At 68.4% G+C, this 24,849-nt stretch carries 25 protein-coding genes and 1 pseudogene; 18 read left to right on the top strand and 8 right to left on the bottom strand.

Annotated features, from left to right (window positions below; translation table 11 throughout):
• The 9 genes from ACTHN1_RS04695 to ACTHN1_RS04735 all read left to right on the top strand — a co-directional run.
• Nucleotides 1-301 (top strand): hypothetical protein (locus ACTHN1_RS04695; RefSeq protein ID WP_440469798.1); only part of this gene is annotated, 301 nt, incomplete at its 5' end.
• A gap of 88 nt (nucleotides 302-389) precedes the next feature.
• Nucleotides 390-722 (top strand): hypothetical protein, encoded by a 333-nt coding sequence (locus ACTHN1_RS04700; RefSeq protein ID WP_440469799.1) that lies wholly within the window; start codon nucleotides 390-392, stop codon nucleotides 720-722.
• A gap of 127 nt (nucleotides 723-849) precedes the next feature.
• Entirely contained in the window at nucleotides 850-1,215 is a 366-nt protein-coding gene (locus ACTHN1_RS04705) for a PadR family transcriptional regulator (RefSeq protein ID WP_440469800.1), read from the top strand.
• A complete protein-coding gene (locus ACTHN1_RS04710; RefSeq protein WP_440469801.1) occupies nucleotides 1,212-2,123 on the top strand; it encodes a sensor domain-containing protein in 912 nt (303 codons plus the stop codon). Before ACTHN1_RS04705 ends, ACTHN1_RS04710 begins: the two co-directional genes overlap by 4 nt.
• Before the next feature lie 162 nt (nucleotides 2,124-2,285).
• Entirely contained in the window at nucleotides 2,286-2,504 is a 219-nt protein-coding gene (locus ACTHN1_RS04715) for a DUF6289 family protein (RefSeq protein WP_440469802.1), read from the top strand.
• Nucleotides 2,505-2,680: 176 nt separating this feature from the next.
• The gene (locus tag ACTHN1_RS04720) at nucleotides 2,681-3,076 is read left to right on the top strand and encodes a DUF2946 domain-containing protein (protein ID WP_440469803.1); all 396 of its coding nucleotides are present in this window, start codon (nucleotides 2,681-2,683) and stop codon (nucleotides 3,074-3,076) included.
• 56 nt (nucleotides 3,077-3,132) lie between these two features.
• The gene (locus ACTHN1_RS04725; RefSeq protein WP_440469804.1) at nucleotides 3,133-4,464 is read left to right on the top strand and encodes a hypothetical protein; all 1,332 of its coding nucleotides are present in this window, start codon (nucleotides 3,133-3,135) and stop codon (nucleotides 4,462-4,464) included.
• Nucleotides 4,465-4,530: 66 nt separating this feature from the next.
• Nucleotides 4,531-4,896, top strand: a complete 366-nt coding sequence (locus ACTHN1_RS04730) for a DUF2946 family protein (RefSeq protein WP_440469805.1) — start codon at nucleotides 4,531-4,533, stop codon at nucleotides 4,894-4,896.
• Nucleotides 4,897-4,957: 61 nt separating this feature from the next.
• On the top strand, nucleotides 4,958-7,210 hold the full coding sequence (locus ACTHN1_RS04735; protein ID WP_440469806.1) for a TonB-dependent receptor: 2,253 nt from the start codon (nucleotides 4,958-4,960) through the stop codon (nucleotides 7,208-7,210).
• Between the two features lie 81 nt (nucleotides 7,211-7,291).
• On the opposite strand, the pseudogene ACTHN1_RS04740 reads toward ACTHN1_RS04735, so the two are convergent.
• Together ACTHN1_RS04740 and ACTHN1_RS04745 are read right to left on the bottom strand one after the other, a co-directional pair.
• Nucleotides 7,292-8,533: pseudogene (locus ACTHN1_RS04740) on the bottom strand (polyhydroxyalkanoate depolymerase); the annotation flags it as partial.
• Between the two features lie 80 nt (nucleotides 8,534-8,613).
• Nucleotides 8,614-9,210, bottom strand: coding sequence for a class I SAM-dependent DNA methyltransferase (locus ACTHN1_RS04745; protein ID WP_440469807.1), 597 nt, complete (start codon nucleotides 9,208-9,210; stop codon nucleotides 8,614-8,616).
• A 143-nt stretch (nucleotides 9,211-9,353) separates the two neighbouring features.
• Between ACTHN1_RS04745 and ACTHN1_RS04750 the strand changes: the two genes are divergently transcribed.
• Nucleotides 9,354-9,785 (top strand): CopD family protein, encoded by a 432-nt coding sequence (locus ACTHN1_RS04750; RefSeq protein ID WP_440469808.1) that lies wholly within the window; start codon nucleotides 9,354-9,356, stop codon nucleotides 9,783-9,785.
• A gap of 177 nt (nucleotides 9,786-9,962) precedes the next feature.
• Here the strand turns inward: ACTHN1_RS04750 and ACTHN1_RS04755 are convergent, their stop codons facing one another.
• Nucleotides 9,963-11,669: an alkaline phosphatase gene (locus ACTHN1_RS04755; RefSeq protein ID WP_440469809.1), complete on the bottom strand. Its 1,707-nt coding sequence runs from the start codon at nucleotides 11,667-11,669 to the stop codon at nucleotides 9,963-9,965.
• 140 nt (nucleotides 11,670-11,809) lie between these two features.
• Here ACTHN1_RS04755 and ACTHN1_RS04760 point away from each other — a divergent pair, with 140 nt between their 5' ends.
• The 5 genes from ACTHN1_RS04760 to ACTHN1_RS04780 all read left to right on the top strand — a co-directional run bounded on the left by ACTHN1_RS04760 (nucleotide 11,810) and on the right by ACTHN1_RS04780 (nucleotide 17,083).
• Nucleotides 11,810-13,147, top strand: a complete 1,338-nt coding sequence (locus ACTHN1_RS04760; protein WP_440469810.1) for a dicarboxylate/amino acid:cation symporter — start codon at nucleotides 11,810-11,812, stop codon at nucleotides 13,145-13,147.
• Nucleotides 13,131-13,556 (top strand): GNAT family N-acetyltransferase, encoded by a 426-nt coding sequence (locus ACTHN1_RS04765; RefSeq protein ID WP_440469811.1) that lies wholly within the window; start codon nucleotides 13,131-13,133, stop codon nucleotides 13,554-13,556. The genes ACTHN1_RS04760 and ACTHN1_RS04765 overlap by 17 nt, the downstream gene beginning before the upstream one ends.
• A gap of 95 nt (nucleotides 13,557-13,651) precedes the next feature.
• Nucleotides 13,652-15,025 (top strand): M16 family metallopeptidase, encoded by a 1,374-nt coding sequence (locus tag ACTHN1_RS04770; protein ID WP_440469812.1) that lies wholly within the window; start codon nucleotides 13,652-13,654, stop codon nucleotides 15,023-15,025.
• 11 nt (nucleotides 15,026-15,036) lie between these two features.
• Complete coding sequence (locus ACTHN1_RS04775; protein WP_440469813.1) at nucleotides 15,037-16,452, top strand: M16 family metallopeptidase; 1,416 nt, start codon at nucleotides 15,037-15,039, stop codon at nucleotides 16,450-16,452.
• A gap of 136 nt (nucleotides 16,453-16,588) precedes the next feature.
• Nucleotides 16,589-17,083: an acyl-CoA thioesterase gene (locus tag ACTHN1_RS04780; RefSeq protein ID WP_440469814.1), complete on the top strand. Its 495-nt coding sequence runs from the start codon at nucleotides 16,589-16,591 to the stop codon at nucleotides 17,081-17,083.
• Between the two features lie 351 nt (nucleotides 17,084-17,434).
• On the opposite strand, the gene ACTHN1_RS04785 is transcribed toward ACTHN1_RS04780, so the two are convergent.
• Both ACTHN1_RS04785 and ACTHN1_RS04790 read right to left on the bottom strand, forming a co-directional pair.
• Nucleotides 17,435-18,214 (bottom strand): C40 family peptidase, encoded by a 780-nt coding sequence (locus ACTHN1_RS04785; protein ID WP_440469815.1) that lies wholly within the window; start codon nucleotides 18,212-18,214, stop codon nucleotides 17,435-17,437.
• A gap of 116 nt (nucleotides 18,215-18,330) precedes the next feature.
• Nucleotides 18,331-18,891, bottom strand: coding sequence for a C40 family peptidase (locus ACTHN1_RS04790; RefSeq protein WP_440469816.1), 561 nt, complete (start codon nucleotides 18,889-18,891; stop codon nucleotides 18,331-18,333).
• Between the two features lie 81 nt (nucleotides 18,892-18,972).
• Between ACTHN1_RS04790 and ACTHN1_RS04795 the strand changes: the two genes are divergently transcribed.
• The gene (locus tag ACTHN1_RS04795) at nucleotides 18,973-19,452 is read left to right on the top strand and encodes an FKBP-type peptidyl-prolyl cis-trans isomerase (RefSeq protein WP_440469817.1); all 480 of its coding nucleotides are present in this window, start codon (nucleotides 18,973-18,975) and stop codon (nucleotides 19,450-19,452) included.
• A gap of 76 nt (nucleotides 19,453-19,528) precedes the next feature.
• Here ACTHN1_RS04795 and ACTHN1_RS04800 read toward each other — a convergent pair whose 3' ends face one another.
• Both ACTHN1_RS04800 and ACTHN1_RS04805 read right to left on the bottom strand, forming a co-directional pair.
• Complete coding sequence (locus ACTHN1_RS04800) at nucleotides 19,529-19,948, bottom strand: RidA family protein (RefSeq protein WP_440469818.1); 420 nt, start codon at nucleotides 19,946-19,948, stop codon at nucleotides 19,529-19,531.
• An 80-nt stretch (nucleotides 19,949-20,028) separates the two neighbouring features.
• Complete coding sequence (locus ACTHN1_RS04805) at nucleotides 20,029-20,757, bottom strand: cysteine hydrolase (protein WP_440469819.1); 729 nt, start codon at nucleotides 20,755-20,757, stop codon at nucleotides 20,029-20,031.
• A 98-nt stretch (nucleotides 20,758-20,855) separates the two neighbouring features.
• Between ACTHN1_RS04805 and ACTHN1_RS04810 the strand changes: the two genes are divergently transcribed.
• A complete protein-coding gene (locus tag ACTHN1_RS04810) occupies nucleotides 20,856-21,788 on the top strand; it encodes a LysR family transcriptional regulator (RefSeq protein ID WP_440469820.1) in 933 nt (310 codons plus the stop codon).
• Nucleotides 21,789-21,818: 30 nt separating this feature from the next.
• On the top strand, nucleotides 21,819-23,093 hold the full coding sequence (locus ACTHN1_RS04815; RefSeq protein WP_440469821.1) for a DUF418 domain-containing protein: 1,275 nt from the start codon (nucleotides 21,819-21,821) through the stop codon (nucleotides 23,091-23,093).
• A 69-nt stretch (nucleotides 23,094-23,162) separates the two neighbouring features.
• On the opposite strand, the gene ACTHN1_RS04820 is transcribed toward ACTHN1_RS04815, so the two are convergent.
• Nucleotides 23,163-24,767, bottom strand: a complete 1,605-nt coding sequence (locus tag ACTHN1_RS04820; RefSeq protein ID WP_440469822.1) for a M4 family metallopeptidase — start codon at nucleotides 24,765-24,767, stop codon at nucleotides 23,163-23,165.
• Between the last annotated feature and the right edge of the window lie 82 nt (nucleotides 24,768-24,849).

Consider the following 24,849-nt stretch of genomic DNA (forward strand, 5'->3'; position numbering starts at 1 on the left):
CAGCTTCAGCGCCTCGGCCGCCTATCACTGGCCCGTCGGCGACAGCCTCAAGGGCATCGCCCGGGCCGGCGTGGTCCATGACGCGCGCCGCGAGACGGCGCTGACCGCCGGCACGCCGGGCGATGCGGTGACCTCGGCCAACGCGCGCATCGGCCTGGAGTCGCCCAACGGCTGGTCCGGCTACCTGTATGGCGAGAACCTCACCGACGACGACGGCGCGCTCAACGCGCGCACGACCTACGGCCTGGGCAATCGCCAGCGTCCCCGCACGCTCGGCATCGTGCTGCGTTACGACTACTGACCCGGCAAGCGGAGGCGAACCGCGCCCGTCTCAGCCCGCGCGACCGCCGTCCGGAGAATCGGCGGCCGGTGATCGCGGGAGAACGGGGATGCGGGGCTGGGACTGGAGCGTGGCGAGGGCCTATCTGCCGACCGCGCTGGCATTGGGAATCGCTTTCGCGGCCTCGCTGATCGCGCCGCAGGCGCAGGCCGGATCGTGGCCGATCGGCGCCGCCGCCACGCTGGCATGGGCGCCGTATGCCCTGTTCGCGCTGGCGGTGGTACTGGGGGGCTGGGTGACGGTGCGGCTGTGGCGATTCCGCCAGGCCGCCGGCCTGATCTGCCACTGCGGCGGATTGCTGGGGCCGGAGCGGTCGCTGGGGGCGCACCAGCGCGCCCGCGTCTGCCGGGACTGCGGCCGCCAGTGGCGGCGCCGGCGCTAGCCATCCCCGCGCCAGGACGCGGGAGGCGCTGGAAAGGGGCCGCCATCCGGGCCAATGACTAACAGCACATTCGCTATAGTCAACTTCGCAATAGCATCGTCTCCACGCTAGTCACCCGGAGAGCGTCATGGTCGAAGCCGATGCCTACCTGAAGAAATTCCAGAAGGAGCTGAGCGCCGGTACGGTATCGCTCGCCCTGCTGGCCGTGCTGGCCCAGGCCAGCGAACCGATGTATGGCTACCTGATCGCCAAGCAGCTCGAACGCATCGGCGACGGCGTGCTCAGCGGCAAGCAGAGCGCCCTGTACCCGGTGCTGCGCAACCTGGAGGGAGCCGCCTTGCTCGACAGTTTCGTCGAGCCCTCGATCGCCGGCCCACCGCGCCGTTACTACCGCATCACCGAGGCAGGGCGGGAGACCCTGCAGACCTGGGCGGCCGCCTGGCGCGCCACCCGTGATTCCGTCGATTCCGTCCTGTCGGGGATAACCGCATGAACACCACCACCACGCCGCGTCTTCCCACCTCCATTCCCGAATACCTGGAGCAGTTGCGGGCCGCGCTGGCCGGCGCGGATCCGGCGCTGATCCAGGACGCGCTCTACGACGCCGAGGAATACCTGCGCTCGGAACTGGCCGAACAGACCGGCAAGAGCGAGGCCGAAGTGATCGCCTCGGTGGCCGGCAGCTACGGCGCGCCGGAAGAGGTCGCCGACATCTACCGCGAGACCGAAGTGACGGTGAACCGCGCGCTCAAGCCGCCGGCGCCGCCCAAGCGACGCTCGATGATCGGACGCTTCTTCGGCGTGGCGGCGGATCCGCGCACCTACGGCGCGCTGTTCTACATGCTGCTGTCGCTGGCCACCGGCGTCTTCTACTTCACCTGGGTGGTCACCGGCGCGAGCCTGTCGGTCGGCCTGCTGATCCTGATCATCGGCATCCCGCTGCTGATGCTGTTCCTGGCTTCGGTGCGGGTGCTCTCGCTGGTCGAAGGACGCATCGTCGAGGTGCTGCTGGGCGAGCGCATGCCGCGCCGGCCGCTGTACACGCAGCGCGACAAGCCCTGGCTGACCCGGATCAAGGAGATGTTCACCGATGGCGGCACCTGGACGGCGATGCTCTACTTCCTGCTGATGCAGCCGCTGGGCGTGCTGTACTTCAGCGTGGCGGTGACGTTGCTGAGCCTGTCGCTGGGCCTGGCCGCCGCGCCGCTGGCGCTGCTGCTGCCGCATGCCGGCATCTGGTTCGACGACTGGAACCTGGCCTACGACGCGCCCTGGCTGCTGCCCTTCGTCTGCGTGTCCGGCGTGCTGCTGCTGTTCGCCACGCTGCATCTGGCGCGGGGCGTCGGCAAGGTGCATGGCTGGCTGGCCAAGCAGCTGCTGGTGCGTACGCCGGTGGTGTGAGCGGAACATGCTCCGGCGCGGGTCGCGCGCCTTCATCCAGGTTGCACAAGCCTGAATCGATGACGGCGCCGACCTGCGCGCTGGTTAACAGACCGGGCGCAGGGAAGCGCCTACGGTGAGCGGCGCGGCATTCCGCCGCAGGACAGACAAGGAGATGTTTCCATGGCTCGTAACCGCATTCTCGCCGTCGCCGCCTCTCTGGCATTGCTCGCATTGGCCTCCTTCAATGCATACGCCAGCTGGCAGGGCACCTGGCACTACTACGACGAGGAAGGCGTGCTGGTCGGTGGATGGACGGCCGGATGTGGCGCCGCCGATGGGCGCTGGGGCGTGACCACCACCCGCAAGGTGTTCACCCAGGGATGCCGCGACGCGAGTTGAGCGCGCATGCGGCGCACGCCCGGCCGCGCGGCCGGGCGTTTCCCCGTGCCGGGGCCCTTCCGCCGGCGGCTGCGACATTCCGTCGCACCTTTTTCCATCAACGACTTATGCGGCGGATGCATGCGGACCCGGCGCGGTGGATGCCACCGGCGCGATGGCGTGACTAGAATCCGCCCGTGATCCGACGTCGCTCCTTCCAGCAGCCCCTCGCACGGCTGGCGCTCATCGCCATGCTGTTGATGGCGCTCGCGCCGGCGATCAGCCGGTGGCTGGCGAGCGATGCGGGCGGATCGTCCGGCTGGAGCGCGCTGTGCACGGTGGCCGGCCTGAAGTGGGTGAAGGTCCCGTCGTCCGCGGACGACCCCGCGCCCGCGTCGCCGTCGCTGGCCGGCGGCATGGACTGCGCCTACTGCGTGTTGCTGGCATCGCTGCCCCTGGCGTTGCTGGCCCTGCCCCTGTGGTTTCCCTGGCTCGCCGCGCGGCGTGAGCCCCTCCCGTGGCGGGTGCCGCGCCTGCGCATCGTGGTGAACCGGCGCGGCATCGGCAGTCGCGGACCTCCTCTCGCGCTCTGAAACGACAAGACCTTTCCGCGGCATTGCCGCTGCGCGCTTGTGCTTTGGAGTTTTCCATGTCCCTGTTCCGTCTTCCGGCGCGCGCGCCGCGTTCTTCCGTGGCGTTGCTGCTGCGCGTCGCTGCGCTGGGCACCGCGCTGGCCGCGTGTACGCCGGCGCCTTCCTCTTCCGGTGAGGATTCGCGCCAGGCGCGCATCCCGGCGCGATCCGCCGCGGTGGTCACGCCCTGGGCACTGCCCGCGCCAGCCGGGGCGGGACAGCCGGACCTGGCCACCTCGCCGGAAGGCAACCTGCTGCTGAGCTGGGTCGAGCCCGGCGCCGAGGACACGCATCGACTGCGGCTGTCGTCGATGTCGCCCACGGCGGACGCCCGCTGGCAACCCGCGCTGACCGTGGCGGAAGGGCGCAAGTGGTTCCTCAACTGGGCCGACACGCCGCATGTGTACGCGCTGCCGGACGGCTCCCTGTGGGCGCACTGGCTGCGCGGCACCGGGCCCGCGCGGATGGACTACGGCATCGATCTGGTGCGATCCGGCGATGGCGGCCGCAGCTGGTCGACGCCAACCCTGGTGCACCCGGCGGGGACGCGCGGCGATCATGGTTTCGTCACCTTCTGGGCGCAGGGCCCGGACCAGCTGGGATTGGCCTGGCTGGACAGCCGCCAGAAAGCGGCGGCGATGGCGGCCGGTCCGGCGCACGAGGACGATCACCATGGCGGCGGGGCGCCGATGATGCTGCGCGCGGCGCTGTATGGATCGCAGGCCACGCAGCAGGCCGAATGGCCGCTGGACGCCTCCACCTGCGACTGCTGCACCACCGCTTCGGCGATGACCGATCGCGGCGTGGTGGTCGTCTACCGCGGTCGCGACGCCGGCGAGATCCGCGACACCCGCATCGTCCGCTTCGACGGCAAGGCATGGACCTCGCCACGCGACGTGCACGCCGATGGCTGGCGCATCGCCGGTTGCCCGGTGAACGGTCCGGTGGTGGTCGCGCGCGGCGTGCAGGTCTGGGCCGCGTGGTACACCGAGGCCGATGGCCTGCCGGAGCTGCGCGCCGCCCGTTCCGACGACGCCGGCGATCACTTCGGCGAACCGGTGACGCTCGCGCGCGGTCCGCAGGTGCTGGGGCGGCTGAGCCTGGCGCTGGCGCGGGATCGCCTGCTGGCCGCCTGGCTGGAAACCGCCGAGGATGCACCGCAACGGATCGTGCTGGGTCGCTATGACCTGCACTGGCGCGATCCCGAGCGCGTGATCGTCGCTCCGATCGCCGCGCGCGGTCGCGCCAGCGGCCTGCCGCGCGTGCGCTGGGCGGGGCAGGCGGCATGGCTGGTGTGGACCGACGTCGCCGACGGACATTCGATCCTGCGAGGCGCGTCGGTGCGCTGATCCCGGACGCCGGGTCCGGACGCCAATCCCCGCATGCCGCTTCGATCCGCCATCTTCATGCGCCGCATGGCAGGCCTGGCCTGCGTGGCCGCGTTGCTGTTGATCATCGCGCCCACGATCAGCCGGGCGCTGTCGCGCGCGGACGCGCCGGCTTCGGCGGGCTGGAGCGCGATGTGCACGCCGAAGGGCCTGAGCTGGGTACAGGCGGCCATCGCCAGCGGAACCAGCGGCAAACGCGCGCCGACGGGGATGCCGGCCGGGGACGATTGTCCCTACTGTCACCTTGCCGCGTCGCTGGCGCTTTCATCCATGCCGCCGATGCCGGCGCGGCAAATCACGTGCGACGCGTGTCCCGGGATCCGGGATGCGTGGACAGCGGGGGGACGGTGCCTGGGAGGAGCGGGATGCCGGGGACCGCCCGCACTGGGCTGAGCCACACGTTCCGCCTTCTCTTCGTCACCGCCATCGCGGTGCTTCGCACTTTGGAGTTTTCATGTCGATGTCCCCCCGTGGGGCGCTGCGCGCGTCCTGCCTGTCCGTGGCCGTGGCCACGATCCTGTCGTTTCCTTCCATCCTCCACGCATCCGAGCCCGCTGTAATGGGTTCCGATGCGACGGGCCGCGACGCAACGGGCTCCGATACGCCCGGCCCCGATGACGGCGTGCGCGCCACTACGCTCGACGCGGTACGCGTGCACGGCCGGCACGCGCCATTGGATCAGACCGCCGGCACCGGCACCCGACTCAACCTGAGCGTCATGGAGACGCCGGCTTCTGTCACCGTGATCGACCGGCGATTGCTGGAGGCGCGTGGCGCGCGCACCACCCAGGAAGCACTGTCCGGCATTCCCGGCCTGACCGTGGCCTCGCCGCCCGGCAACGGCAACGCGGTGACCTATCGCGGCTTCTCCGGCAGCCAGATCACCCAGTTGTTCAACGGCATCGATGTGCAGTACGCCTCGATCGCCGCGCGTCCGGTCGACGCGTGGCAGTACGAGCGCGTCGAGGCCATTGGCGGTCCATCGAGTTTCCTCTACGGCGCGGGCGCGGTCGGGGGCGCGATCAATTACGTCACCCGGCTGGCGCGATTGGACGACGATGACGCCGCCTGGCAGGCCAGCCTGGGATCGTTCCGCGACCGCACCCTCGCGATGGGGATGAACCTGCGCGTGGGCGGCGAGGAGGCGCGCCACGCGCTGCGCCTGGACCTCAGCACCCGTGACGGCGACAGCGCGGTGGATGCGCAGCGACGGCAGGCGACCACGGCGGCGGCTTCCTGGCTGGCGCAGCTATCGCCGACGCTGCGCCATACCTTCGCGCTGGAGCATCAGCGCGAAGACAACGATCGCCCGTACTGGGGAACGCCGGTGCGGCAACCGGCCCGCGGCCGGCTGGCGGTGTTGCCGCGGACGGTGGGACGCAACTACAACGTCGCCGACGGTTACTACGGACAGGACGTGCTGTGGGCGCGTTCGCTGCTGGAATGGACCCCGGGCGCGGACGATGTCGTGCGCAACACCGTCTATCACTACGACGCGCTGCGCGATTACCGCAACGTCGAGAGCTACCGCCTGACCGCCGGCAACGACGCGGTGGTGCGCTCCGGGGCGTTGTTGCAGCGGCACGATCAGCAGGTCTACGGCAACCGCCTGGAATGGGCGCATGACGGCGTCATCGGCCGGTTGCCGTCGCAATGGAACCTGGGCGTGGACATCAGCTACAACCGCCAGACCCGGTTCCCGCTGTCGCTGCCAGGCACGATCGACACGGTGGCGCTGGACGCGGTGACGCCCGGGCATTTCCTGGACGTGCCGGGCACGGCGATCGCGTATGTCCCCGACCGCACCAACCGGCTGCACACGCAGGCGGTGTTCGTGGAGAACCTGACCCGGCTGACCCCCTCGCTGTCGCTGCTGACCGGCCTGCGCCACGATCGCATCCGCCTAGACGTGGTCAATCACCGCGGCGCCAGCGCCTCCAATCCGGCGCGCTTCGAACGCCGCTATACCCCCGTCACCGGACGCATGGCGCTGAACTGGGCGCCCACGCCACAGGCCAGCGTGTATGCGCAGTACAGCACCGCGGCGGATCCGCCGGCCGGCATCCTCAGCACGGCCAACTTCGCGACCCTGCGCGATTTCGATCTCGCCACCGGCCGGCAGGGCGAACTGGGAGCGAAGTTCCAGTCGCGCGACGGGCAGCACTTCGCCACCGTGGCGGCCTATCGCATCGTCCGCAACCACCTTGCGATCGCCGATCCCGATCGTCCGGGGCAGACGCTGCCGGTGGGACGGCAATCCGCGCGCGGGGTGGAAGCGACGTTCGGCTGGCGGCCATGGGAACGCCTGTGGCTCCAGGGCAATCTGGCCTGGGTGGACGCGCGGCTGGATGACTTCTACGAAAACGTGGGCGGCGTGCCGGTCTCGCGCGCCGGCAACCGGCCGACCAACACGCCCGCCCGGGTCGGCAACCTGTGGCTGGACTACCAGGTGGACGAACGCTGGTCCGCGGGCGTGGATCTGCGCGGCGTGTCCGCGCGCTACGCCGATGCCGCCAACGCGCTGTCGACCGCGGGCTATGCGCTGTGGGGCGCGCACGTCAGCTGGCAGTGGAATGATCGCACCCGGATCACCCTGCGCGGCCGCAACCTGGCCGATCGCACGCATGTGATCCACGCGCTGGGCGGCAACATGGTCTATCTGGGGGATCCGCGCAGTTGGGAGGTGGTGTTCCGGCAGTCGTTCTGAGCCGCAGAAACACACGGGGCCGCGACTGCGGCCCCGGTGATGCGACGATGCGGTGGACGCGCGTTGTCAGCCCTGGCTGGCGTAGCGGGCAATGAAATCGCGGACCTGCGGATAGACCTTGTCGCGCCAGCGGCGGCCGCTGAAGATGCCGTAGTGGCCGGCGCCTTCCACGGTGATGTGCGCGTGCCTGGCCTTGGGGATGCCGGTGCACAGGTCATGCGCGGCGGCGGTCTGGCCCAGTCCAGAGATATCGTCCAGTTCGCCTTCGATGCTGAGCAGCGCGGTCTTCCTGATCGCGGCCGGATTGACCAGCTCGCCGTTGACCTTCCACTTGCCGCGCGGCAGCAGGAATTCCTGGAACACGACCCGGATGGTGTCCAGGTAGTACTCGGCCGGCATGTCCAGCACGGCGTTGTATTCGTCGTAGAAGCGGCGGTGCGATTCGGCGTCCTGCAGATCGCCCTTGACCAGGTTGGCGTAGAAATCCCAGTGCGACATGAAGTGGCGGCTGGGATTCATCGCGATGAAGCCGGCGTGCTGGAGGAAGCCCGGATACACCGAACGGCCCTGGCCGGGATAGGGCATCGGCACGCTGTGGATGACGTTGTTCTCGAACCACGACAGCGGATTGCGGGTGGCGAGGCTGTTGACCTCGGTCGGGCTGCGGCGCGCGTCGATCGGCCCGCCCATCATCACCAGCGAACGCGGGGTGGCTTCGCCGCGCGCGGCCATCAGCGACACCGCCGCCAGCACCGGCACGGTCGGCTGGCAGACGCTGATGACGTTGAGGTTGTCCGCGCCGATGTGGCGGATGAACTCTTCCACGTAGGCGACGTAATCGTCCAGGCTGAAGGCGCCCTCGGACGTGGGCACCATGCGCGCGTCGACCCAGTCGGTCACGTAGACCTTGTGATCGCGCAGCAGGGTGCGCACGGTGTCGCGCAGCAGGGTGGCGTGATGGCCGGACAGCGGCGCCACCACCAGCACCACCGGATCGTCCTTCAGCGACTTGATGCTGTCGGCGTCGTCGGTGTAGCGCTTGAAGCGCAGCAACCGGCAGAACGGCTTCTTGATGATTTCCTGTTCCACCACCGGCACGGTGCGGCCCTCGACCTCCACTTCGTGGATGTCCCAGGCCGGCTTCTCGTAGTCCTTGCCGATGCGATAGATCAGTTCGTTGCCGGCGGCGATGCGCTCGGCGCCGGGCAGGTTGGACAGCCAGCTGCCGGGCGCGGAGAAGATCCGCGCGTTGGCTTCGGCCATGTAGGCGAGCGGCGCCATCCAGGCACGGCCAAGTTCATGCCACTGGTACAGGAGAGTCATGGGCAACGGGAATCCCGGATTTGGTGCAGTCTGCTGCGGCGCAGCATAACGCAAACCGGCATTACCCGGAATCGGCCTGTTCAGCCAGCGTCCGGGCGCTCCAGCGCGGCGGTCTCGCCCGCCAGGGCCGGCGCCAACCAGCAATGCGAACCCACCGCGCGCAGCCCGGCGGCCTCGAACTGGCGGCGGTACCAGCGCCCCGGCCGGGACTGGAAACCGTCATGGTCGCCTTCGTATTCGTCCTCGCGGGCGAACGTCTCCAGGAAGGCCACGCCGCCGCACAGTTCCGCCAGCCCCGGCAGGCCCCGGCGCAGCTCGCGGATGGGCAGGTAGTGCATGACGTCGGCGCACACCAGCAGATCCACCGGCGGGCACGGGCGCAGGTATTCGAAATCGGCGAACGCGGCCAGGTGCAGGTTGCGGCTGCGGCCATAGCGCGCAACCGCGTATTCGCTGCTGTCGAAACCCAAGTAGCGCAGGCGCGGACGCAGTTTCAGCAGCGGCGCGCGCCAGGCGCCTTCGCCGCAGCCGATGTCCAGCACGGTGCGGATCGGCCGCTCCAGGTAGTACTCGGCGGTGGTCACCGCCAGCGCCACCTTGCGCGCGAGGCGTTGCGGGCCGCCGATGTCGCCATCGCGGTACCAGCGCTGGAAATAACGGGCGTCGTACTGTTTCATCCGGGCAGGTCGCGTCATTCGAGGCCGCAAGGATCGCGGTTTGCGCGGCGAAGGAAAAGGGGCGGACGACGCGGGCGCGGTTGGACAGGCGTCGGCGGGATGGCGGAGAATCCGCGCACCCATCGCCCGCACCGGAGTCCCGCGTGGACAAAGCCAGCCTCTACTTCTGGGTCAAGACCTTCCATCTCGTGTTCGTGATCGCGTGGATGGCGACGGTGTTCTACCTGCCGCGCATCCTGGTCAATCTGACCGAGACGACGGGGCAGCCGGACGTGCAGGCGCGGCTGCTGCTGATGGGGCGCAAGCTCTACCGCTTCGGCCACAACATGTTCGGACTGGCGATGATCCTCGGCCTGGTGCTGTGGCTGTACTTCGGCGTCACCGGCGGCTGGCTGCACGCCAAGCTGACCCTGGTGGTGCTGGTGCTGGCGCATTTCATCATCGCCGGCCGCTGGCTCAAGGGCGTGGAGAAGGGACGCGCATTGCCGTCCTCGTTCACCCTGCGGCTGTTCAACGAAGCGCCGGTGATCGTGCTGATCGGCATCGTCTGGCTGGTGCTGGCCAAGCCGTTCTGATTCCATCCGGACGGGAGCGATCCCGGGCCATGGACTTCCGCACTATGGCGACAGAGGGACTTGTGGGAGCGACGTCAGTCGCGAGCTTTTCGATCAGCCCACCCTAGGCACCGCGGCTCGCGACCGACCCCGCTCCCACAAGGAAAAACGCCCGGGTGGATGCCCGGGCGTTCTTGTTCACGGCTTCCTTTCGAATTCCGCCGGCTTCGGCAGTTCCACCGGCACGCCGTCGGCGTTGCAGGTGTTGGCCGCGCACAGGCGCTGGCGCAGCTTCGGCGTGGCCTGCACGATGAAGTGGTAGATGGTGTTCTGCTCGACGGTGCCGCGCACCGCGTCGCTGCCCGGGCCGATCGCCCAGATGCCGACATCCTCGCCGCCGTGCGATTCGGATTTCAGCGGCACCAGCGATTCCTGCAGGTAGTCCGGATGTTCGGTGTCCACGGCGGTCAGGTCCGGGCGTCCCTCGCTGCTCTCGACGTTGCTGGGCGCATGGATGAAACGCTTGGGACCGGCCTTCTGCTGGTTGCTCTCGCCGGTGTAGCCGGGGCCGTTGGCGTAGCTGAGCGTGGTGAACGGCAGGCCGGTCTGGTCGCGGGCCAGATCGCCGGGGACGTCGTCCTCGCCGCCCTGGCCGCGGACCTTGCCCAGGATTGGATTGCCGCGCACCGGGTATCCGACGAAGTTCAGCGTGTGCGAGTGATCGGCGGTGACCAGGATCAGGGTGTCCTCGCGCGAGGTCGCCTCCAGCGCCGCCTGCACGGCCTCGGACATGGCGATGGTTTCATCGAGCGCGCGGAAGGCGTTGCCGTAGTGGTTGGCGTGATCGATGCGCGCGCCTTCCACCATCAGGACGTAACCGTCCTGGCCGCGCGACAGGGTGTGGATGGCGGTGCGGGTCAGTTCCGCCAGCGAGGGTTCGCCGGTGTCGCCGCGCGAGCGATCGTGATCGAACTGCATGTGATCCGGCTCGAACAGGCCGAGCAGTCGCGGCGCGTCCTTGGCGGCTTCCAGTTGCCTGCGGTTCCAGACGTACTGGCCGCCCGGATTGGCCTTCAGCCATTCCGACGGCAGATCGCGGCCGTCCAGGCGCTCGCCGACCTTGTCGTCGTATTCGGGATCGCGCTGCTCGGTGCTGGTGAATTCGGCGCGGCCGCCGCCCAGGGCCACGGTCGGGCCACGACCGAAGCGGGACGAGGTCAGCAATTGCTGGGCGATGTCGCGGCAGCCCTGTTCCACCGCCGCCTTCGGCAGATCGGTGTCGTTCTCCCAGTTGCGGTCCGGCACGTGCGCGTAGGTCGCCGCCGGGGTCGCGTGGGTCAGGCGCGCGGTGGTGACGATGCCGGTCGCCATGCCGGCGCTGTCGGCCAGTTCCAGCCAGGTCAGCGCGGCCTTGCCCAGGCTGTCGGCGCAATCGTCGCGACGACCGGCGGTGACGCCGATGGCGCCCATGTGGGTCTTCACGCCGGTGGTGATGGCGGTCATGGTGCCGGCCGAATCCGGCGTCTGCGAATCGGTGTTGTAGGTCTTGCTGAAGGCGGTGTGCGGAAAGCGTTCCCAGCTCAGCAGGTTCTCCTCGCCCGAACCGCCCTTGCGCTGGCCGTCCAGGATGCGCGCGGCGGCGACCGTGGTCAGGCTCATGCCGTCGCCGAGGAACAGGATGACGTTCTTCGCGCGTCCGTTCATGGCGCCGTTGGCGGCGGCGCGGGAAGCGCCGTTGCGGTACCACCAGGCCGGGGTTTCGCCGCCGGGATGGGCGACCACGGGCACATCGACGGTGGCGACGGCCGGAGAAGTGGAGGAGGAGGACGCGGGCGCCGTGGCGCAGCCGGCGAGCAGGGTGGCGAGGGACACGCCCAGGGCGGGCAGGACGGCGGTACGGCGCATCAGGGACTCCAGACAAGGCAACGCGGCATTATGACCCCGGCACAGTGTCCTGTTCATGACACATTGGCTTTCCAGCCATGCCGTCGCGTATGGCGCGGGCCTGGGCTATCGTTCCGGCTTCCGTGTTTTCAGGGCTGCCGATGAAGCTGGTCTCCGCGTGGTTGAAGATCCCGTTCTGGCAACGGGTGGTCGGTGGCTTCGTGCTCGGCGCGCTCGCCGGCTGGCTGATGGGGCCGGCGGCGGATACCTGGTTCGGTCCGCTCGGCACCTTGTACGTCACCCTGATCAAGATGATCGCGGTGCCGCTGGTGTTCTTCGCGGTGATCAACGCGGTATCCAGCCTGCATGGCCAGCAATCGGTCGCGGCGCTGGGCGGACGGACCTTCCTGTGGTTCATCGTCACCGCCGCGCTGGCGGTGGGCGTGGGCCTGGCGGTTGGCGTGATCGTCCAGCCCGGCGTCGGCGTGACCACGCTGCAGGTGGATCCCAATTACGTGCCCAAGGACGTGCCCAGCCCGATCAAGGTGTTGCTGGACGTGGTGCCCTCCAACCCGTTCCATGCGTTGACCGGCATCGGCACGACCAAGAATGCCGCCGGTGAAACCGTGCTGGCGGCGGGCAAGGGTTCGATCCTGCCGGTGATCTTCTTCGCCGCGCTGCTGGGCTTCGCGATGGTGAAGCTGGGCGATCGCGTCGCGGCCGCCCGCAAGCTCGCCGGCGAGAGCAGCGAGATCATGATCCAGGTGACCCGCTTCGTGCTGGAAGTGACCCCGCTGGGCACCTTCGGCCTGATCGCCTCGCTGGTCGGCGCCTATGGCTTCGGCAAGCTGCTGCCGCTGGCCAGTTTCGTCGGCGCGCTGTACCTGGCCTGCGCGCTGCACATCGTGGTGACCTACAGCCTGCTGCTGCTCGGCCATGGCCTGAATCCGTGGAAATTCTTCCGCGGCGCCGCCTCGGCGATGCAGGTGGCGTTCGTCAGTTCGTCCAGCTTCGCCTCGATGCCGGCGGCGATCCGCGCGGTCACCCACAACCTGGGCGTGGACAAGAACTACGCCTCGTTCGCGGTGCCGCTGGGCGCGAGCATCAAGATGGACGGCTGCGGCGCGATCTATCCGGCGCTGTGCGCGGTGTTCATTTCGCAGTACACCGGGCATCCGCTGAGCGCCGACCAGTATTTCGTCGTGCTGATCGCCTCGGTGCTGGGCAGCTTCGGCACCGCCGGCGTGCCGGGCACGGCGGTGGTGATGGCCACGGTGGTGCTGACCGCCGCCGGCCTGCCGCTGGAGACCATCGGCTATCTGTATGCGATCGATCGCGTGCTCGACATGATGCGGACCATGACCAACGTGACCGGACAGATGGTGGTGCCGGTGCTGGTGGCCAAGGAAACCGGCCTGCTGGATCGCGCGACCTACGAGGCCGCGCCGACCAACCTGGGACTGGAGGAGGGCGCGGGTTCCGATGAGCGCGCCGCCTGATCCCTACACGCTGATCGAGCGTTTCCCCGGCATCGACGACTTCCGCCGGCTGCGCGCGGTGGCCGGCCTGTCGCCGAAAGCGCAGTCCGCCGCCGAACGCGGCCTGCCCAACACCCTGTACGGCGTCAGCATCCTGCATGAAGGCCGCGCCATCGGCATGGGCCGGATCATCGGCGACGGCGGCCTGTGCTTCGTGGTGGTGGACATCGCGGTCGAACCGGAGCACCAGGGCTGCGGCCTGGGCAAGCGCATCATGGCCGCGCTGGACGCCTGGCTGAAGGCGAACACGCTCGACACCGCCCATGTCTCGCTGATCGCCGACGGCGAGGCGAAACACCTCTACGCGCAATACGGTTTCGCCGACGTCGGACCGGCCTCGGTGGGCATGCACTACCTCGTCCGCCGCTGAGGCCAGCGCGGGCCGGCCCGCGGCCATGACTTCCGGGCCGGGGCGGGCGGGACCGGGCGGCGTAGGCTGCCAGGACTCTAATGGGGAGATTCCCGATGCGCATCCGCACCGCCGCCGGCTTCCTGGCGGGCCTGCTGCTGGCGTTGCCGGCGATGGCCGCCGACACCGACCGCTGGACCGTTCCGGTCACCGTCAAGAAACTCGACAACGGCCTGACCGTCGTCATTTCCGAGGACCACAGCTCGCCGGTGGTCGGCGTGAGCGTGGTGTACCACGTCGGCATGCGGCTGGAGCCGCGCAACCGTACCGGCTTCGCCCACCTGTTCGAGCACCTGATGTTCCAGGGCACGCCGAATGCGAAGAAGGGCGTGTTCGACAGCGTCATCACCGGCGGCGGCGGCAACAACAACGGTTCCACCCGCGCCGATTTCACCAACTACATCGAGACCGCGCCGGTGTCCTCGCTGGACGCGATCCTGTGGCTGGAAGCGGATCGCATGAAGACCCTGGATTTCAACGCCGAGACGCTGAAGAACCAGCAGGACGTGGTGAAGGAGGAAATCCGGGTCAACGTGAAGAACCAGCCGTACGGCGGCTTCATGTGGATCGACATCGGCCAGCAGGCGTTCCAGAAGTGGGAGAACAACCACGACGGCTACGGCAGCTTCGAGGATCTGGAGAACGCCAGCCTGGAGGATGTCAAAGCCTTCCATCGCGATTACTACGGCCCCAACAACGCCGTGCTGGCGATCGCCGGCGACGTCACCCCGGAGCAGGGCTTCGCGCTGGCGCAGAAATACTTCGGCGGCATCCCCGCGCGCGCCACGCCGGCCGCGCCGGATTACAGGGAAGGTCTGAACACGAAGGAAAAGCGCGTGCAGCAGAGTGATGCGCTGGCGCAGGTGCCGGCCATCGCGGCGGCCTGGAAGATGCCCGATCGCGGCAGCCGCGACCAGGCGCCGATGGCGGTGCTGGGCGCGCTGCTCGCCAATGGCGACGCCTCGCGGCTGTACCAGGGCCTGGTTAAGGGCCGTGAGCTGGCGCTCAACGTGGAATCGCTGTACGGCCTGACCAGCGAGTGGGAATACGACGGCCCCACGCTGTTCACCGTGTTCGCGCTGTACAAGCCCACCACCGATGCCGACACCGTGCTCAAGGGCATCGACGAGGAGATCGCCCGCATCGCGCGCGAAGGCGCCGACGACGCCACCCTGGCGCGGGTCAAGACCCAGTTGCTGGCCGACTGGTACAACGGCCTGGAAATGTTCCTCAACCGCGCCGATACCCTGGCCAAGCTGCAGACCCTGTGGGGCGACGCGAATGTCGCCAACCAGATTCCCGGCTGGATCCAGGGCGTCACGTCCGACGACGTCAAGCGCGCCGCCGCCACCTACCTGACCCCGGCCAACCGCACCGTCATCGACCGCAAGCCCGCGGCGATGCTGGCGCCGGCGGCGAAGAAGGAATGAGGAGAATCCCGATGAGCCTGCACAAGACCGCGATCGCCCTCGCCCTGACCACCCTGTTCGCCGGCGCGGCGCATGCCGCCGAGCCGGTGTTGCCGAAGGATCTGCCGCCCTACGCGCCGGACAAGCCGCTGCCGGTGCCGCAGATCGAAAAGAAGACCCTGGCCAACGGCCTGGAAGTGTGGGTGGTGCCGCGCGACGGCATCCCGCGCGTGGACTACGTGCTGGCGGTGCGCAACGCCGGCCTGGCCGCCGACGCGCCGGATGCCTCCGGTTTCGCCAGCCTGTTCGCCGGCCTGCTGACCGAAGGCACCGCGCGCCGCGATTCGCGCGCCATCGCCGAGACCGCGCAGAGTTACGGCGGCAGCATCGGCGCCGGCGCCTCTAACGATGGCGTCACCCTGTATGCCGACGCGCTCGCCAGCCAGGCCGCGCCGATGCTGGATCTGCTGGCCGAAGTGGCGCGCGAGCCCACCTTCCCCGAGAACGAGGTCAAGCTGGCCCAGGCCAATGCGACCCAGCAGTTGAAGGCCAACGAAGCGCAGCCCTCGTTCCGCGCCAACCGGGCGATGCTGGCGGCGGTGTACGGCGACCATCCGTATGCGCGCACCCAGCTCAGCGAAGCCGGCATCGCCGCGCTCGCCACGCCGACGCTGCGCGCCGAGCACGCGCGTCGCTTCCATCCGGGCCGCAGCCTGCTGGTGATCACCGGCAGGGTGACCCCGGCGCAGGGCTTCGCGATGGCGGAGAAGGCGTTCGGCAACTGGAAGGGCGCCGGCGGCGAAGTGGCGGATACCGCGGCCACCCCGCGCACCGCCACGCCGAAGTTCGTGCTGCTGCAGCGCGACGGCAGCGTGCAGTCCACCCTGCGCATCGGACAGCCGGCGCTGGCCGCCACCGATCCGGACTACATCCCGCTGCAACTCACCCGCATCGTGCTGGGCGGTGGTTTCAGCAGCCGGGTCAACCTCAACCTGCGCGAGGAAAAGGGCTATACCTACGGCGCGGGCACCCGGTTGTCCGCGTCCCGCGCCGGTGGCGATCTGGTCTCGCAGGCCGACGTGCGCAACGAAGTCACCGGCGCATCGCTGAAGGAATTCTTCGGCGAGTTCGATCGCCTGCGCAACGAACCGGTGCCGGCCAAGGAACTGGACGACACCAAGCGCTACATCGCCGGCGACTACGTGCTCAGCAATCAATTGCAGGGCGCGGTGGCCGGCACCCTGGCGAAGAACTGGTTGATCGGCCTGCCGTCGGATTTCCTCGGCCAGTACGTCCCGCGCCTGCGCCAGGTCGATGCGGCCAAGGTGCAGGCGGTGGCGAAGCAGTACTTCGATCCGAAGCGCCAGTCCATCATCGTGGTCGGCGACGGCAAGGCGATTGCCGAGCAGCTCAAGCCCTACGGTGCGTTCCAGACGTCACAGAAGTAAACCGCAGGAAACGCAGTTCCCCTGTCATTCAAAGCCGGCCTCCGCGCCGGCTTTTTTTTTGCGCGGCGACAGGATGAAACGGACGCCGCGGACGCCGGACTGGCGTATCGTTGCCGTTCCATCCGAGGAGGTGCCCATGAGCGGCGAGCAGCGTGAACTGAATTTCCGTTTCCTGGCCCAGCCGACCGACGTCAACTACGGCGGCAAGGTGCACGGCGGCATCGTGATGAAATGGATCGACCAGGTCGGCTACGCCGCCGCGGTGGGCTGGAGCGGGCATTACAGCGTGACCGTGGCGGTGGGCGGCATCCGCTTCGTCGCCCCGATCCGCACCAGCGATCTGGTGACGGTGTCGGCCAAGCTGGTCTACACCGGCACCAGCAGCATGCATTTCGCGGTGGACGTGCGCGCCCGCGACCCGATGGGCGGCGAATCGCGCCTGTGCACCCATTGCATCATCGTGTTCGTCGCGCTGGATCAGGTCGAGGGCCGGCCCATCGCGGTGCCGGCGTGGAAGCCGGAGACGCCGGAGGACTGCCGCCTGGCCGAGTACGCATTGAAGGTGATGGAACTGAGCAAGGGCATCGAGGAAACCGTCGCCCACTATCAGAGCGCCGGCGCGGCGAGCTGAGCTCCGGATGTCCGGATGTCCCGCGTGGGAGCGACGTGAGTCGCGACCGGAGGACTAGGTAACAGCCGGGCCCAGATAGGCGAGTGGGCCTGTCATCGCCACGGTTCTGGGTAACGCGCCAAGCGTTCGCGACTCACGTCGCTCCTACAGGGAGGGCTTTGGATTGACCTCATGGCAGGAGCGACGTCAGTCGCGACGAGGTGTCCGGAATGTCCGGAAACCTGCCGTCAGCCCGGCAAGCGCATTTCTGTTGGGGAGGAGCGGAAAAAACAGAGGCTCGCGACTCACGTCGCTCCTACGTGCCACATCGCGAATTCGAATAGATCGGGCCGGGCGCAACGACCCGTGGGCTCACATCGCGACGCGGCGGGCCTGCATGAAGCGCGGCGCCCAGTAGCCGCTCATCAGGGTGTCCACGCGGACGTCCTTGCCGGCGCTGGGGGAATGCAGGAAGCGGCCTTCGCCGACGTAGATGCCGACATGGTTGATCCGGCCCTTGCGGCCGAAGAACACCAGGTCGCCCTGCTTGAGTTCGTCACGGCTGGCGATCAGCTGGCCGTTGGCCTGCGAGGCCATGTCGCGGGACACGCGCGGGAGCTCGATGCCCAGCGCGGTGCGGAACACGTAACCGACCAGGCCGCTGCAGTCGAAACCGCTGTCCGGCGAGGTGCCGCCCCAGCGGTAGGGCGTGCCCATCAGGGTCAACGCGCGCTTGAGCACGGCCTGGATCTTGCCGCCCTCGTCCTTGACCACGCCTTCCTTGCTGAGGTCGTAGCCGGCCAGCAGGCGGCTGAGATCGCCGGCGACCATGGTCGAGCGGTCCAGCAGCGGCAGACTGTCGCTGGCGGCGAGGCGGGGCAGCAGAGCGGTGAGGGTGGCGGTGGCGGCTTCGGCCGCCTTTTCCTTGATGCTCAGCGAGGCCGGCTTGGCGGCTTCGCGGGGAGCTTCCGCGCCGGCGGCCGGAGCGGCGTCCGGGGCGTCGATCTGGACCGCGTCGGCGGTCGGCGCATGCTGCGCCCAGGCCGGAACGCTGGCGGCCGCCAGCAGAAGCAGGGAGAGAAGACGGGTCGCGCCCCGCGGGGAGCGGAGGGTGGCGGCGGGCTGGCCTGGCGGCAGGTCGTCGGTCGTCACGCGGGGTCGGGAAAAATGCGAAGCGGCAATAGTGCCGTCATATCGCGTCGATTTGGTTCACAAATCGTTATTTATTCGTTAATGATCCCGGGCTTGGGTCACAGAAGTGGCCGGCTTCAGTGCAGAACCCGTTTGGCGCCGGTGTAGTGGTCGCGCCAGTAGCTGCCATCCAGATGGTCCAGCCGGACCGTCCCGCCGGTGCTGGGCGCATGCACGAACCGGCCCTCGCCGACGTAGATGCCGACATGGCTGACGCTGCCGCGGCTGCCGAAGAACACCAGGTCCGCCGGGGCCAGCTTGCGCGGTTCGATCCGGGGGCCCTGCACCCGGGCCAGTTCCCCCGAGGTGCGCGGCAGCTTCAGATCCAGCATGTCGCGGAAGACGTAGGCGACCAGCCCGCTGCAGTCGAAGCCGGATTCGGGGGTGTTGCCGCCGTAGCGGTAGGGCGTGCCGACCAGGCCGATGGCCCGCATCAGCACGGCGTTGGCGGCGGCCGGGTCCTCGGCGTCGACCCGGGGCCATTCCCGGGCGGGCGGCGGCGGGGCGCGGCGGACGGTTTCCTTGCCGCCGCCGCAGCCGGCCAGCAGGGCGGCCAGCAGCAGTGCGATCGCGAGGATGACGCGCGGGGCCGCGGGTGGCGGCGGGGCGTCCAAGCCGGGATAATGCACGGTCTTCATTGCGGCGCATCTTCGCCCGCAATCCACCTGGCCGACAAGCCACCACGCCTGCCGCCGGCAGCCCATATTCCAGAGTCCTGAATGAAAATCGCAAAAGACAGCGTCGTCCGTTTCCACTACACCGTCTCCGAAGTCGGCCAGGAGCCGCTGGAAAGCTCGAAGGATCGCGAGCCGCTCGCCATCCTGATCGGCCACGGCAACATCATCCCGGGCCTGGAGAACGCCATGCAGGATCGCGAGGCCGGCGAGAGCTTCAGCGTGGACGTGACCGCCGCCGACGCCTACGGCGAACGCCGTGACGGCCTCACCCAGCGCGTGCCCAAGAAGCACTTCGGCGCCCAGAAGCTCGTCCCGGGCCAGCAGGTCGTGCTGAACACCAACTTCGGTCCGCGCGCGGTGACCATCCAGAAGGTCGGCATGAGCGTGGTCGACGTGGATCTGAACCACCCGATGGCCGGCAAGGATCTGCATTTCGACGTGGAAATCGTCGACGTGCGCGAAGCCTCGCAGGAAGAAATCGAGCACGGCCACGTGCACGGCGACGGCGGCCACCACCACTGAGTGGAAGCTCCCGCCATCGGCAACGGAACGGCCCGCGCGAGCGGGCCGTTTTCGTTTCCGCGGTGTCGCCGTCCGGTCAGCGGGCGCTCTTGTCGTCGCCGGCGGGTTCCGGAATGACCGCGATGGCATCCACTTCGACCCGTACGTCCGGCTGGAACAGCGCCTGCACGCCGATCAGCGCGCTGGCGGGCGGGCGCTTCGGATCGATCCAGCGATCGCGCGCCGCCCGGATCGCCGGCAATTGCGCGGCGTCGAAATCGCGGACATAGATCGTCAACCGCGCCACATGGGAAAAATCGCTGCCCGCCGCGCGCAGGGTGGCATCCAGGTTGCGCATCACCTGTTCCATCTGTTCCTCGAGCGAACCTTCCACCACGCTGCCATCGGCACGCAGCGGGACATGGCCGGACAGCAGCAACAGCTTGCCGCCATCGATGCGCATGGCCTGGGAAACATTGGGAATGGTGGCGCCGGGGGGATTCACGGCTTGCAGCATGGCGTCGGGCTCCTGGGCGGACAGGGGAAGGGAGTGGCCGGCGAGCAGTGCCGCCAGGGCAAAACAGATGCCGCGCGATTTCACTCGTTCGTCTCCGTCAGTACGTGGATGACTTCGCCACTGGACATGGCGTGGCCGAAATGATGGACGACCTCGTCCAGCACGTGCCGGCGCTGGGCCGCATTGAACGCCGCGCTTGCGTCTTCGACCAGGATGGTTTCGTAACCCAGATCGTGCGCGGCGCGCAGCGTCGACTCCACGCAGACGTGCAGCGCGAAGCCCGCGATGAGCAGGGTATCGATGCCGCGGTTGCGGAGATAGCTGTTCAGGTTGGAGCCGGCGAAGGCGCTGGCGCCCAGGCGGCCGCTGGCGACGAATTCGCCGGGTGCCGGCTGGAACGGACCGAAGAACTCCGCGCCCGCGCCGCGGAACGTTCCCGCGCGCGGGATGGCCTCGCGCAGACCGTAGCGGGCGCCCCCCAGTTCCGGATGACCCGGATCGAAGCGCAGCCCGGAGTGGATCACCGGCACGCCGGAGGCACGGGCGGCATCGAGCAGGCGGGTGCCGGCGGCGACGGCGTCCGCCAACTGCGCGCGATCCTGGACCAGACCATTGAGCTTGCCGTCCGGGGCCAGCCATTCGTTCTGGAATTCGATGAGCAGCACGGCGGCGCGCCCGGCGCGGTGCTGCTGGCGCAGGGCGTCGATGCCGGCGTCGCGATTGCCGGCCATCGCGGGCGCGGTGGCGGTCGTCAGGGCCGCGCCCAGGACCATGGCGCCCAGCAGGGAGTGGAGAGGGATGGGAATCATCGGAGGCTCCTTGGGGAATACGGGAGCGGGCAGCCTATTCAGTTCCATCTGTGCAGAATACGGCGATAAATTGAATATCAAATTGCATTTTCGGAATCATGCTGGACGATCTTGCCCTCTTCATCGCCATTGTCGAAGCCGGCAGCCTCACTCAGGCCGCCGCACGCCTGGATCTGCCCACCTCCACGCTGACCCGGCGCCTGCAGCGGCTTGAGCGGGAACTGGGCTGCCGCCTCCTGCATCGCAGCGCCCGCCGGATGACCCCCACGCCGGAAGGCTGGCAGTACTACGAGCGCAGTCGTCCGCTGGTGCATTCGCTGCAACAGGCGGTCGAGCAACTGGACGACAGCCTGAGGGACGTGAAGGGGTTGCTGCGGGTGCTGGCTCCGATCAATCTGGCCAACGGGGTGTTTGCGGACGCCTGGAGCGGTTTTCTGTCGCGGTATCCGGAGGTGCGACTGGAACTGCAACTGAGCAACCAGACCCAGGATCTGTACGCCCGCCACGCCGACCTGGCGATCCGGACCGGCGAACAACCGGATTCGCAACTGCAGCAGCGCCGGCTGGGCGAGGTGGAGGTCAGGCTGGTCGCCTCGCCGTCGTATCTGCGCGAACGGCCGCCGCCGGCGACGCCTGCGGATCTGCGGCGGCACGATGTCGTGGTGGCCGAACCGCTGACGCTCTGGAGCTTTCGTCACCGGCGCAGCGGCGAACGATTCGAGCTCAGTCCGGCCGGGCGTCTGCGGGTCAACGATCTCGGGCTCGCGGTCGATGCGGCCCGCAAGGCCATGGGCATCCTGATGTGTCCGTTGAATGTCTGCCAGCACGGGCTCGCGAATGGCGACCTGGTGGAGGTGATGGCGGATTGGCGTCTGCCATCGCGCGCGGTCTACGCGGTCTGGCCACAACAGCGGTATCTGCCGGCGCGGGTGCGCGCGCTGGTCGAGCATCTGGCGGCGTTCGCCACCGATCAGCCCTTGCTGCGGGCCGCCGATGACCCCGCTGGGGAAGGCATGACAGGCATGCTCTAATGCCGGCCGGAATCCAGGGAGAGCCAGGACATGACCGCAGTAACGGACAGTGCGGGTGCATCGCTGCGGCCGGTGGCCGCCAGTGAGCGCATCGAAACCATGGATGTGCTGCGCGGCTTCGCGCTGCTGGGCATCCTGCTGATGAACATCGAGGGCATGGCCGGCCCGTTGTTCCAGTCCTTCTCCGGACTCGACCCCGCCCTGACCGGGGCCGACCGCATCGCCGATGCGCTGATCTACATCCTGGTGCAGGGCAAGTTCTACACCTTGTTCTCGCTGCTGTTCGGCATGGGTTTCGCGGTGATGTCCTCACGCGCCGAAGCGCGCGGACAGCCGTTCGCGGGCGTGTACTGGCGGCGGAGCCTGGTGCTGCTGGTCATCGGCGTGATTCACGGCCTGCTGATCTGGTCGGGCGACATCCTGCTGATCTACGCGCTGCTGTCGTTCTTCCTACTCGCGTTCCGCAACGTGTCGGCACGGTGGCTGCCGTGGCTGGCGGGCCTGGCCTATCTGGCGTCGTCGGGAATGATGCTGCTGCTGGGGCTGCTCGGGTCGATGATGCAACTGGAACCCGGCGCGGCCGCGCAGTGGAACCAGGAAATGGCCAAGGCCGGCGTGGAGATGAACGCGATGCTGGAAGGCCAGCGCCAGGCCTATGGCGCCGGCACCTACCTGGAAGCCGTCGCGCAGCGCGCCAAGGACGTCGGCTTCATGCTGAGCAACCTGTTGTTCATCGGCCCCACGGTGTTCGGCATGTTCCTGTTCGGCACCTGGTTCGTGAAGAGCGGCGCCATCGCCGCGCCGCAGGGGCATCCACGCCTGTTCGCCTTCCTGCGCTGGGGCGCGCTGCCGCTGGGCCTTGCCCTGATGCTGCTGTCGTTCTGGATGGAACCCACCGCGCGTTTCGACAACATCAACCTGCATTCGTCGACCGCGTTCGCGGCCAGTTCGATCGGCAGCGTGCTGATGGCCTTCGGCTACCTCGGCTGGATCGTGAAGGGGGTGCGGTCGGCCGCGAGCGCGCCGCTGCTGCACTGGCTGGCGCCGGCGGGAAGGATGGCGTTGACCAACTACCTAATGCAGTCGATCGTCTGCACGTTGATCTTCAATGGCTACGGATTGGGTTACCTGGATCAACTGCCGCGCGCCTGGCAGGTGCCTTTCGTGTTCGGCCTGTTCCTGATCCAGGTGCTGTGCAGCCGCTGGTGGCTGGCGCGTTTCCGTTTCGGTCCGGCCGAATGGGTCTGGCGTTCGCTGACCTACCTGCGACCGCAACCGATGCGGGCGAATCCGGCGTCCGCCTGAACGCCTGAACCTCCGGAAAGAAAACGGCCCGCCTGCGCGGGCCGTTCTTTTTGCATTGCCGACAACGGGTCAGTTGACGCTGACCGCGCTCCAGGCGCGGGCCACCGCGTTGTACTGCGCCGAACCGGCGCCATACAGATCGGTCGCCGCGTTGAGCGTGGCGGCACGGGCCTGCGGGTAGGTCGTGCTGGAGGTCATGTACACGGTCAGGGCGCGGTACCAGATGCGCTGGGCGGCATCGCGACCGATGCCGGTCACGCCGGTGTCGCCATTGCAGACCAACTGGCTGGCGGTGTAGCTGAAACCGGCGGGCGATACCGCGCCCTCGGCGAGCAGATAGAAGAAATGGTTGGCCGGGCCGGAGGAGTAGTGCGGATCCACGCCGGCAAAACCCGCCGCCGGATAGCAGTTGTAGGAGCGGCCACCGTCCGCGTCGCCAGGGCGGAACATGTAGCGCAGCGCCTTCTTGCCGTCCGGATTGCTGCGGTAGATCTTCTCGCCAATCATGTAGTCGCCGGGATCGCTGGCGTTGTTGACGAAGTACTCCACCATCGTGCCCATGATGTCGGAGGCGGCTTCGTTCAGACCGCCGGCGTCGCCGGAGTAGGCCAGGTTGGACGTCGCCTCGGTCACGCCATGGGTCATCTCGTGTCCCGCCACGTCGATCGCGACCACCGGGTACCAGGTCGAGGTGCCCAGGCCATAGGCCATGAACTTGTATGGCGCGCCGTACCAGCCGGCATTGCCGCCGGTGGCGGGACCGCCGCCGCCGCGGAAGGTCACGTTGACGATGCTCTTCACGCCCACGCCATCGTTGAAAATGCCGTTACGGCCAAAGGTGTTCTTGTAGTAATCCCAGGTGGCGGCCACGCCGAAATGCGCATCCGACGCCTCGCTGGCGACCTGCGACTCGGTGTTGTTGCCCCAGTTGTTGTCGGCGTCGGTCATGATCGCCGCGGTGCTGTAGACCCGGCTGATTTCCTTGCCCAGGCCGTCGCGGGTGTTGCCGCCGCCGCGGGTGGGATCCAGCATCTGGTAGCCGCCGCTGACCGAGTTGGTGGTAATGGCCACGTCACCGAGGAACAGGGTCTGGCCGGTGCCGACGGCGGCGGCGGTGTGGATGATGTTCCAGTGATCCAGCACCTTGCCGCTGTGCGCGTCGACGAAGTAACGCATGTCGGCTTCGCCCTGGCTGTCGGACACGCCGCGCACCCGCACCTCGTAGGCGAGCACCGGCTGCGCGCCGCGCGCGTAGATCACCAGGCCCTGGCTGCCGATGTCGTCGATCTGGCCCTTGAAGTCGGCGCCCGCGGAGATCACCGCTGCGTCGGCATCAATGCCGGCCTTGAGCGCAGGCCGCCCGTTGCCCCGGAGGGTCAGGCTGGTGGATCTGAGCTTTCCATTCTTGGAGTGAATCACCACGTCGCCGCCGATGACCGGCAATCCCTTGTAGCGACGATCCAGGCGCACGTGCTCCGTGCCATCGCGATCGACGATAACATCGCGGGCGACGAACTCGTCGCCGTCGCTGCTCTTCAGCGCGGTCGCATGACCGATGGCCAGGCCCTTGGCGCGGCTCGCGGCGGGCGTCTGGTCGGCGTTGGCGGCGTACAGCGGGGAAGTGACGAGGATGGCGGCGATGGCCGTGGAGATGAGACTGATCTTCCGTTGCATTGCGTGCTGACCCCTGTGGTGTGTGGATGTGGGTGTTGCGACAGCAGGATCGGAAGCGGGTGGGGCGCGCTCCATCGCGCGG

This window comes from Pseudoxanthomonas sp. (genome assembly GCF_051953815.1).
GTDB lineage: Bacteria > Pseudomonadota > Gammaproteobacteria > Xanthomonadales > Xanthomonadaceae > Pseudoxanthomonas_A.

Coding starts and splice junctions, on each gene's coding strand:
- ACTHN1_RS04700 (WP_440469799.1), top strand. CDS start 390: ATGCGGGGCTGGGACTGGAGCGTGGCGAGGGCCTATCTGCCGACCGCG.
- ACTHN1_RS04705 (WP_440469800.1), top strand. CDS start 850: ATGGTCGAAGCCGATGCCTACCTGAAGAAATTCCAGAAGGAGCTGAGC.
- ACTHN1_RS04710 (WP_440469801.1), top strand. CDS start 1,212: ATGAACACCACCACCACGCCGCGTCTTCCCACCTCCATTCCCGAATAC.
- ACTHN1_RS04715 (WP_440469802.1), top strand. CDS start 2,286: ATGGCTCGTAACCGCATTCTCGCCGTCGCCGCCTCTCTGGCATTGCTC.
- ACTHN1_RS04725 (WP_440469804.1), top strand. CDS start 3,133: ATGTCCCTGTTCCGTCTTCCGGCGCGCGCGCCGCGTTCTTCCGTGGCG.
- ACTHN1_RS04730 (WP_440469805.1), top strand. CDS start 4,531: ATGGCAGGCCTGGCCTGCGTGGCCGCGTTGCTGTTGATCATCGCGCCC.
- ACTHN1_RS04735 (WP_440469806.1), top strand. CDS start 4,958: ATGTCGATGTCCCCCCGTGGGGCGCTGCGCGCGTCCTGCCTGTCCGTG.
- ACTHN1_RS04745 (WP_440469807.1), bottom strand. CDS start 9,210: ATGAAACAGTACGACGCCCGTTATTTCCAGCGCTGGTACCGCGATGGC.
- ACTHN1_RS04755 (WP_440469809.1), bottom strand. CDS start 11,669: ATGCGCCGTACCGCCGTCCTGCCCGCCCTGGGCGTGTCCCTCGCCACC.
- ACTHN1_RS04760 (WP_440469810.1), top strand. CDS start 11,810: ATGAAGCTGGTCTCCGCGTGGTTGAAGATCCCGTTCTGGCAACGGGTG.
- ACTHN1_RS04765 (WP_440469811.1), top strand. CDS start 13,131: ATGAGCGCGCCGCCTGATCCCTACACGCTGATCGAGCGTTTCCCCGGC.
- ACTHN1_RS04770 (WP_440469812.1), top strand. CDS start 13,652: ATGCGCATCCGCACCGCCGCCGGCTTCCTGGCGGGCCTGCTGCTGGCG.
- ACTHN1_RS04775 (WP_440469813.1), top strand. CDS start 15,037: ATGAGCCTGCACAAGACCGCGATCGCCCTCGCCCTGACCACCCTGTTC.
- ACTHN1_RS04780 (WP_440469814.1), top strand. CDS start 16,589: ATGAGCGGCGAGCAGCGTGAACTGAATTTCCGTTTCCTGGCCCAGCCG.
- ACTHN1_RS04790 (WP_440469816.1), bottom strand. CDS start 18,891: ATGAAGACCGTGCATTATCCCGGCTTGGACGCCCCGCCGCCACCCGCG.
- ACTHN1_RS04795 (WP_440469817.1), top strand. CDS start 18,973: ATGAAAATCGCAAAAGACAGCGTCGTCCGTTTCCACTACACCGTCTCC.
- ACTHN1_RS04800 (WP_440469818.1), bottom strand. CDS start 19,948: ATGCTGCAAGCCGTGAATCCCCCCGGCGCCACCATTCCCAATGTTTCC.
- ACTHN1_RS04805 (WP_440469819.1), bottom strand. CDS start 20,757: ATGATTCCCATCCCTCTCCACTCCCTGCTGGGCGCCATGGTCCTGGGC.
- ACTHN1_RS04810 (WP_440469820.1), top strand. CDS start 20,856: ATGCTGGACGATCTTGCCCTCTTCATCGCCATTGTCGAAGCCGGCAGC.
- ACTHN1_RS04815 (WP_440469821.1), top strand. CDS start 21,819: ATGACCGCAGTAACGGACAGTGCGGGTGCATCGCTGCGGCCGGTGGCC.
- ACTHN1_RS04820 (WP_440469822.1), bottom strand. CDS start 24,767: ATGCAACGGAAGATCAGTCTCATCTCCACGGCCATCGCCGCCATCCTC.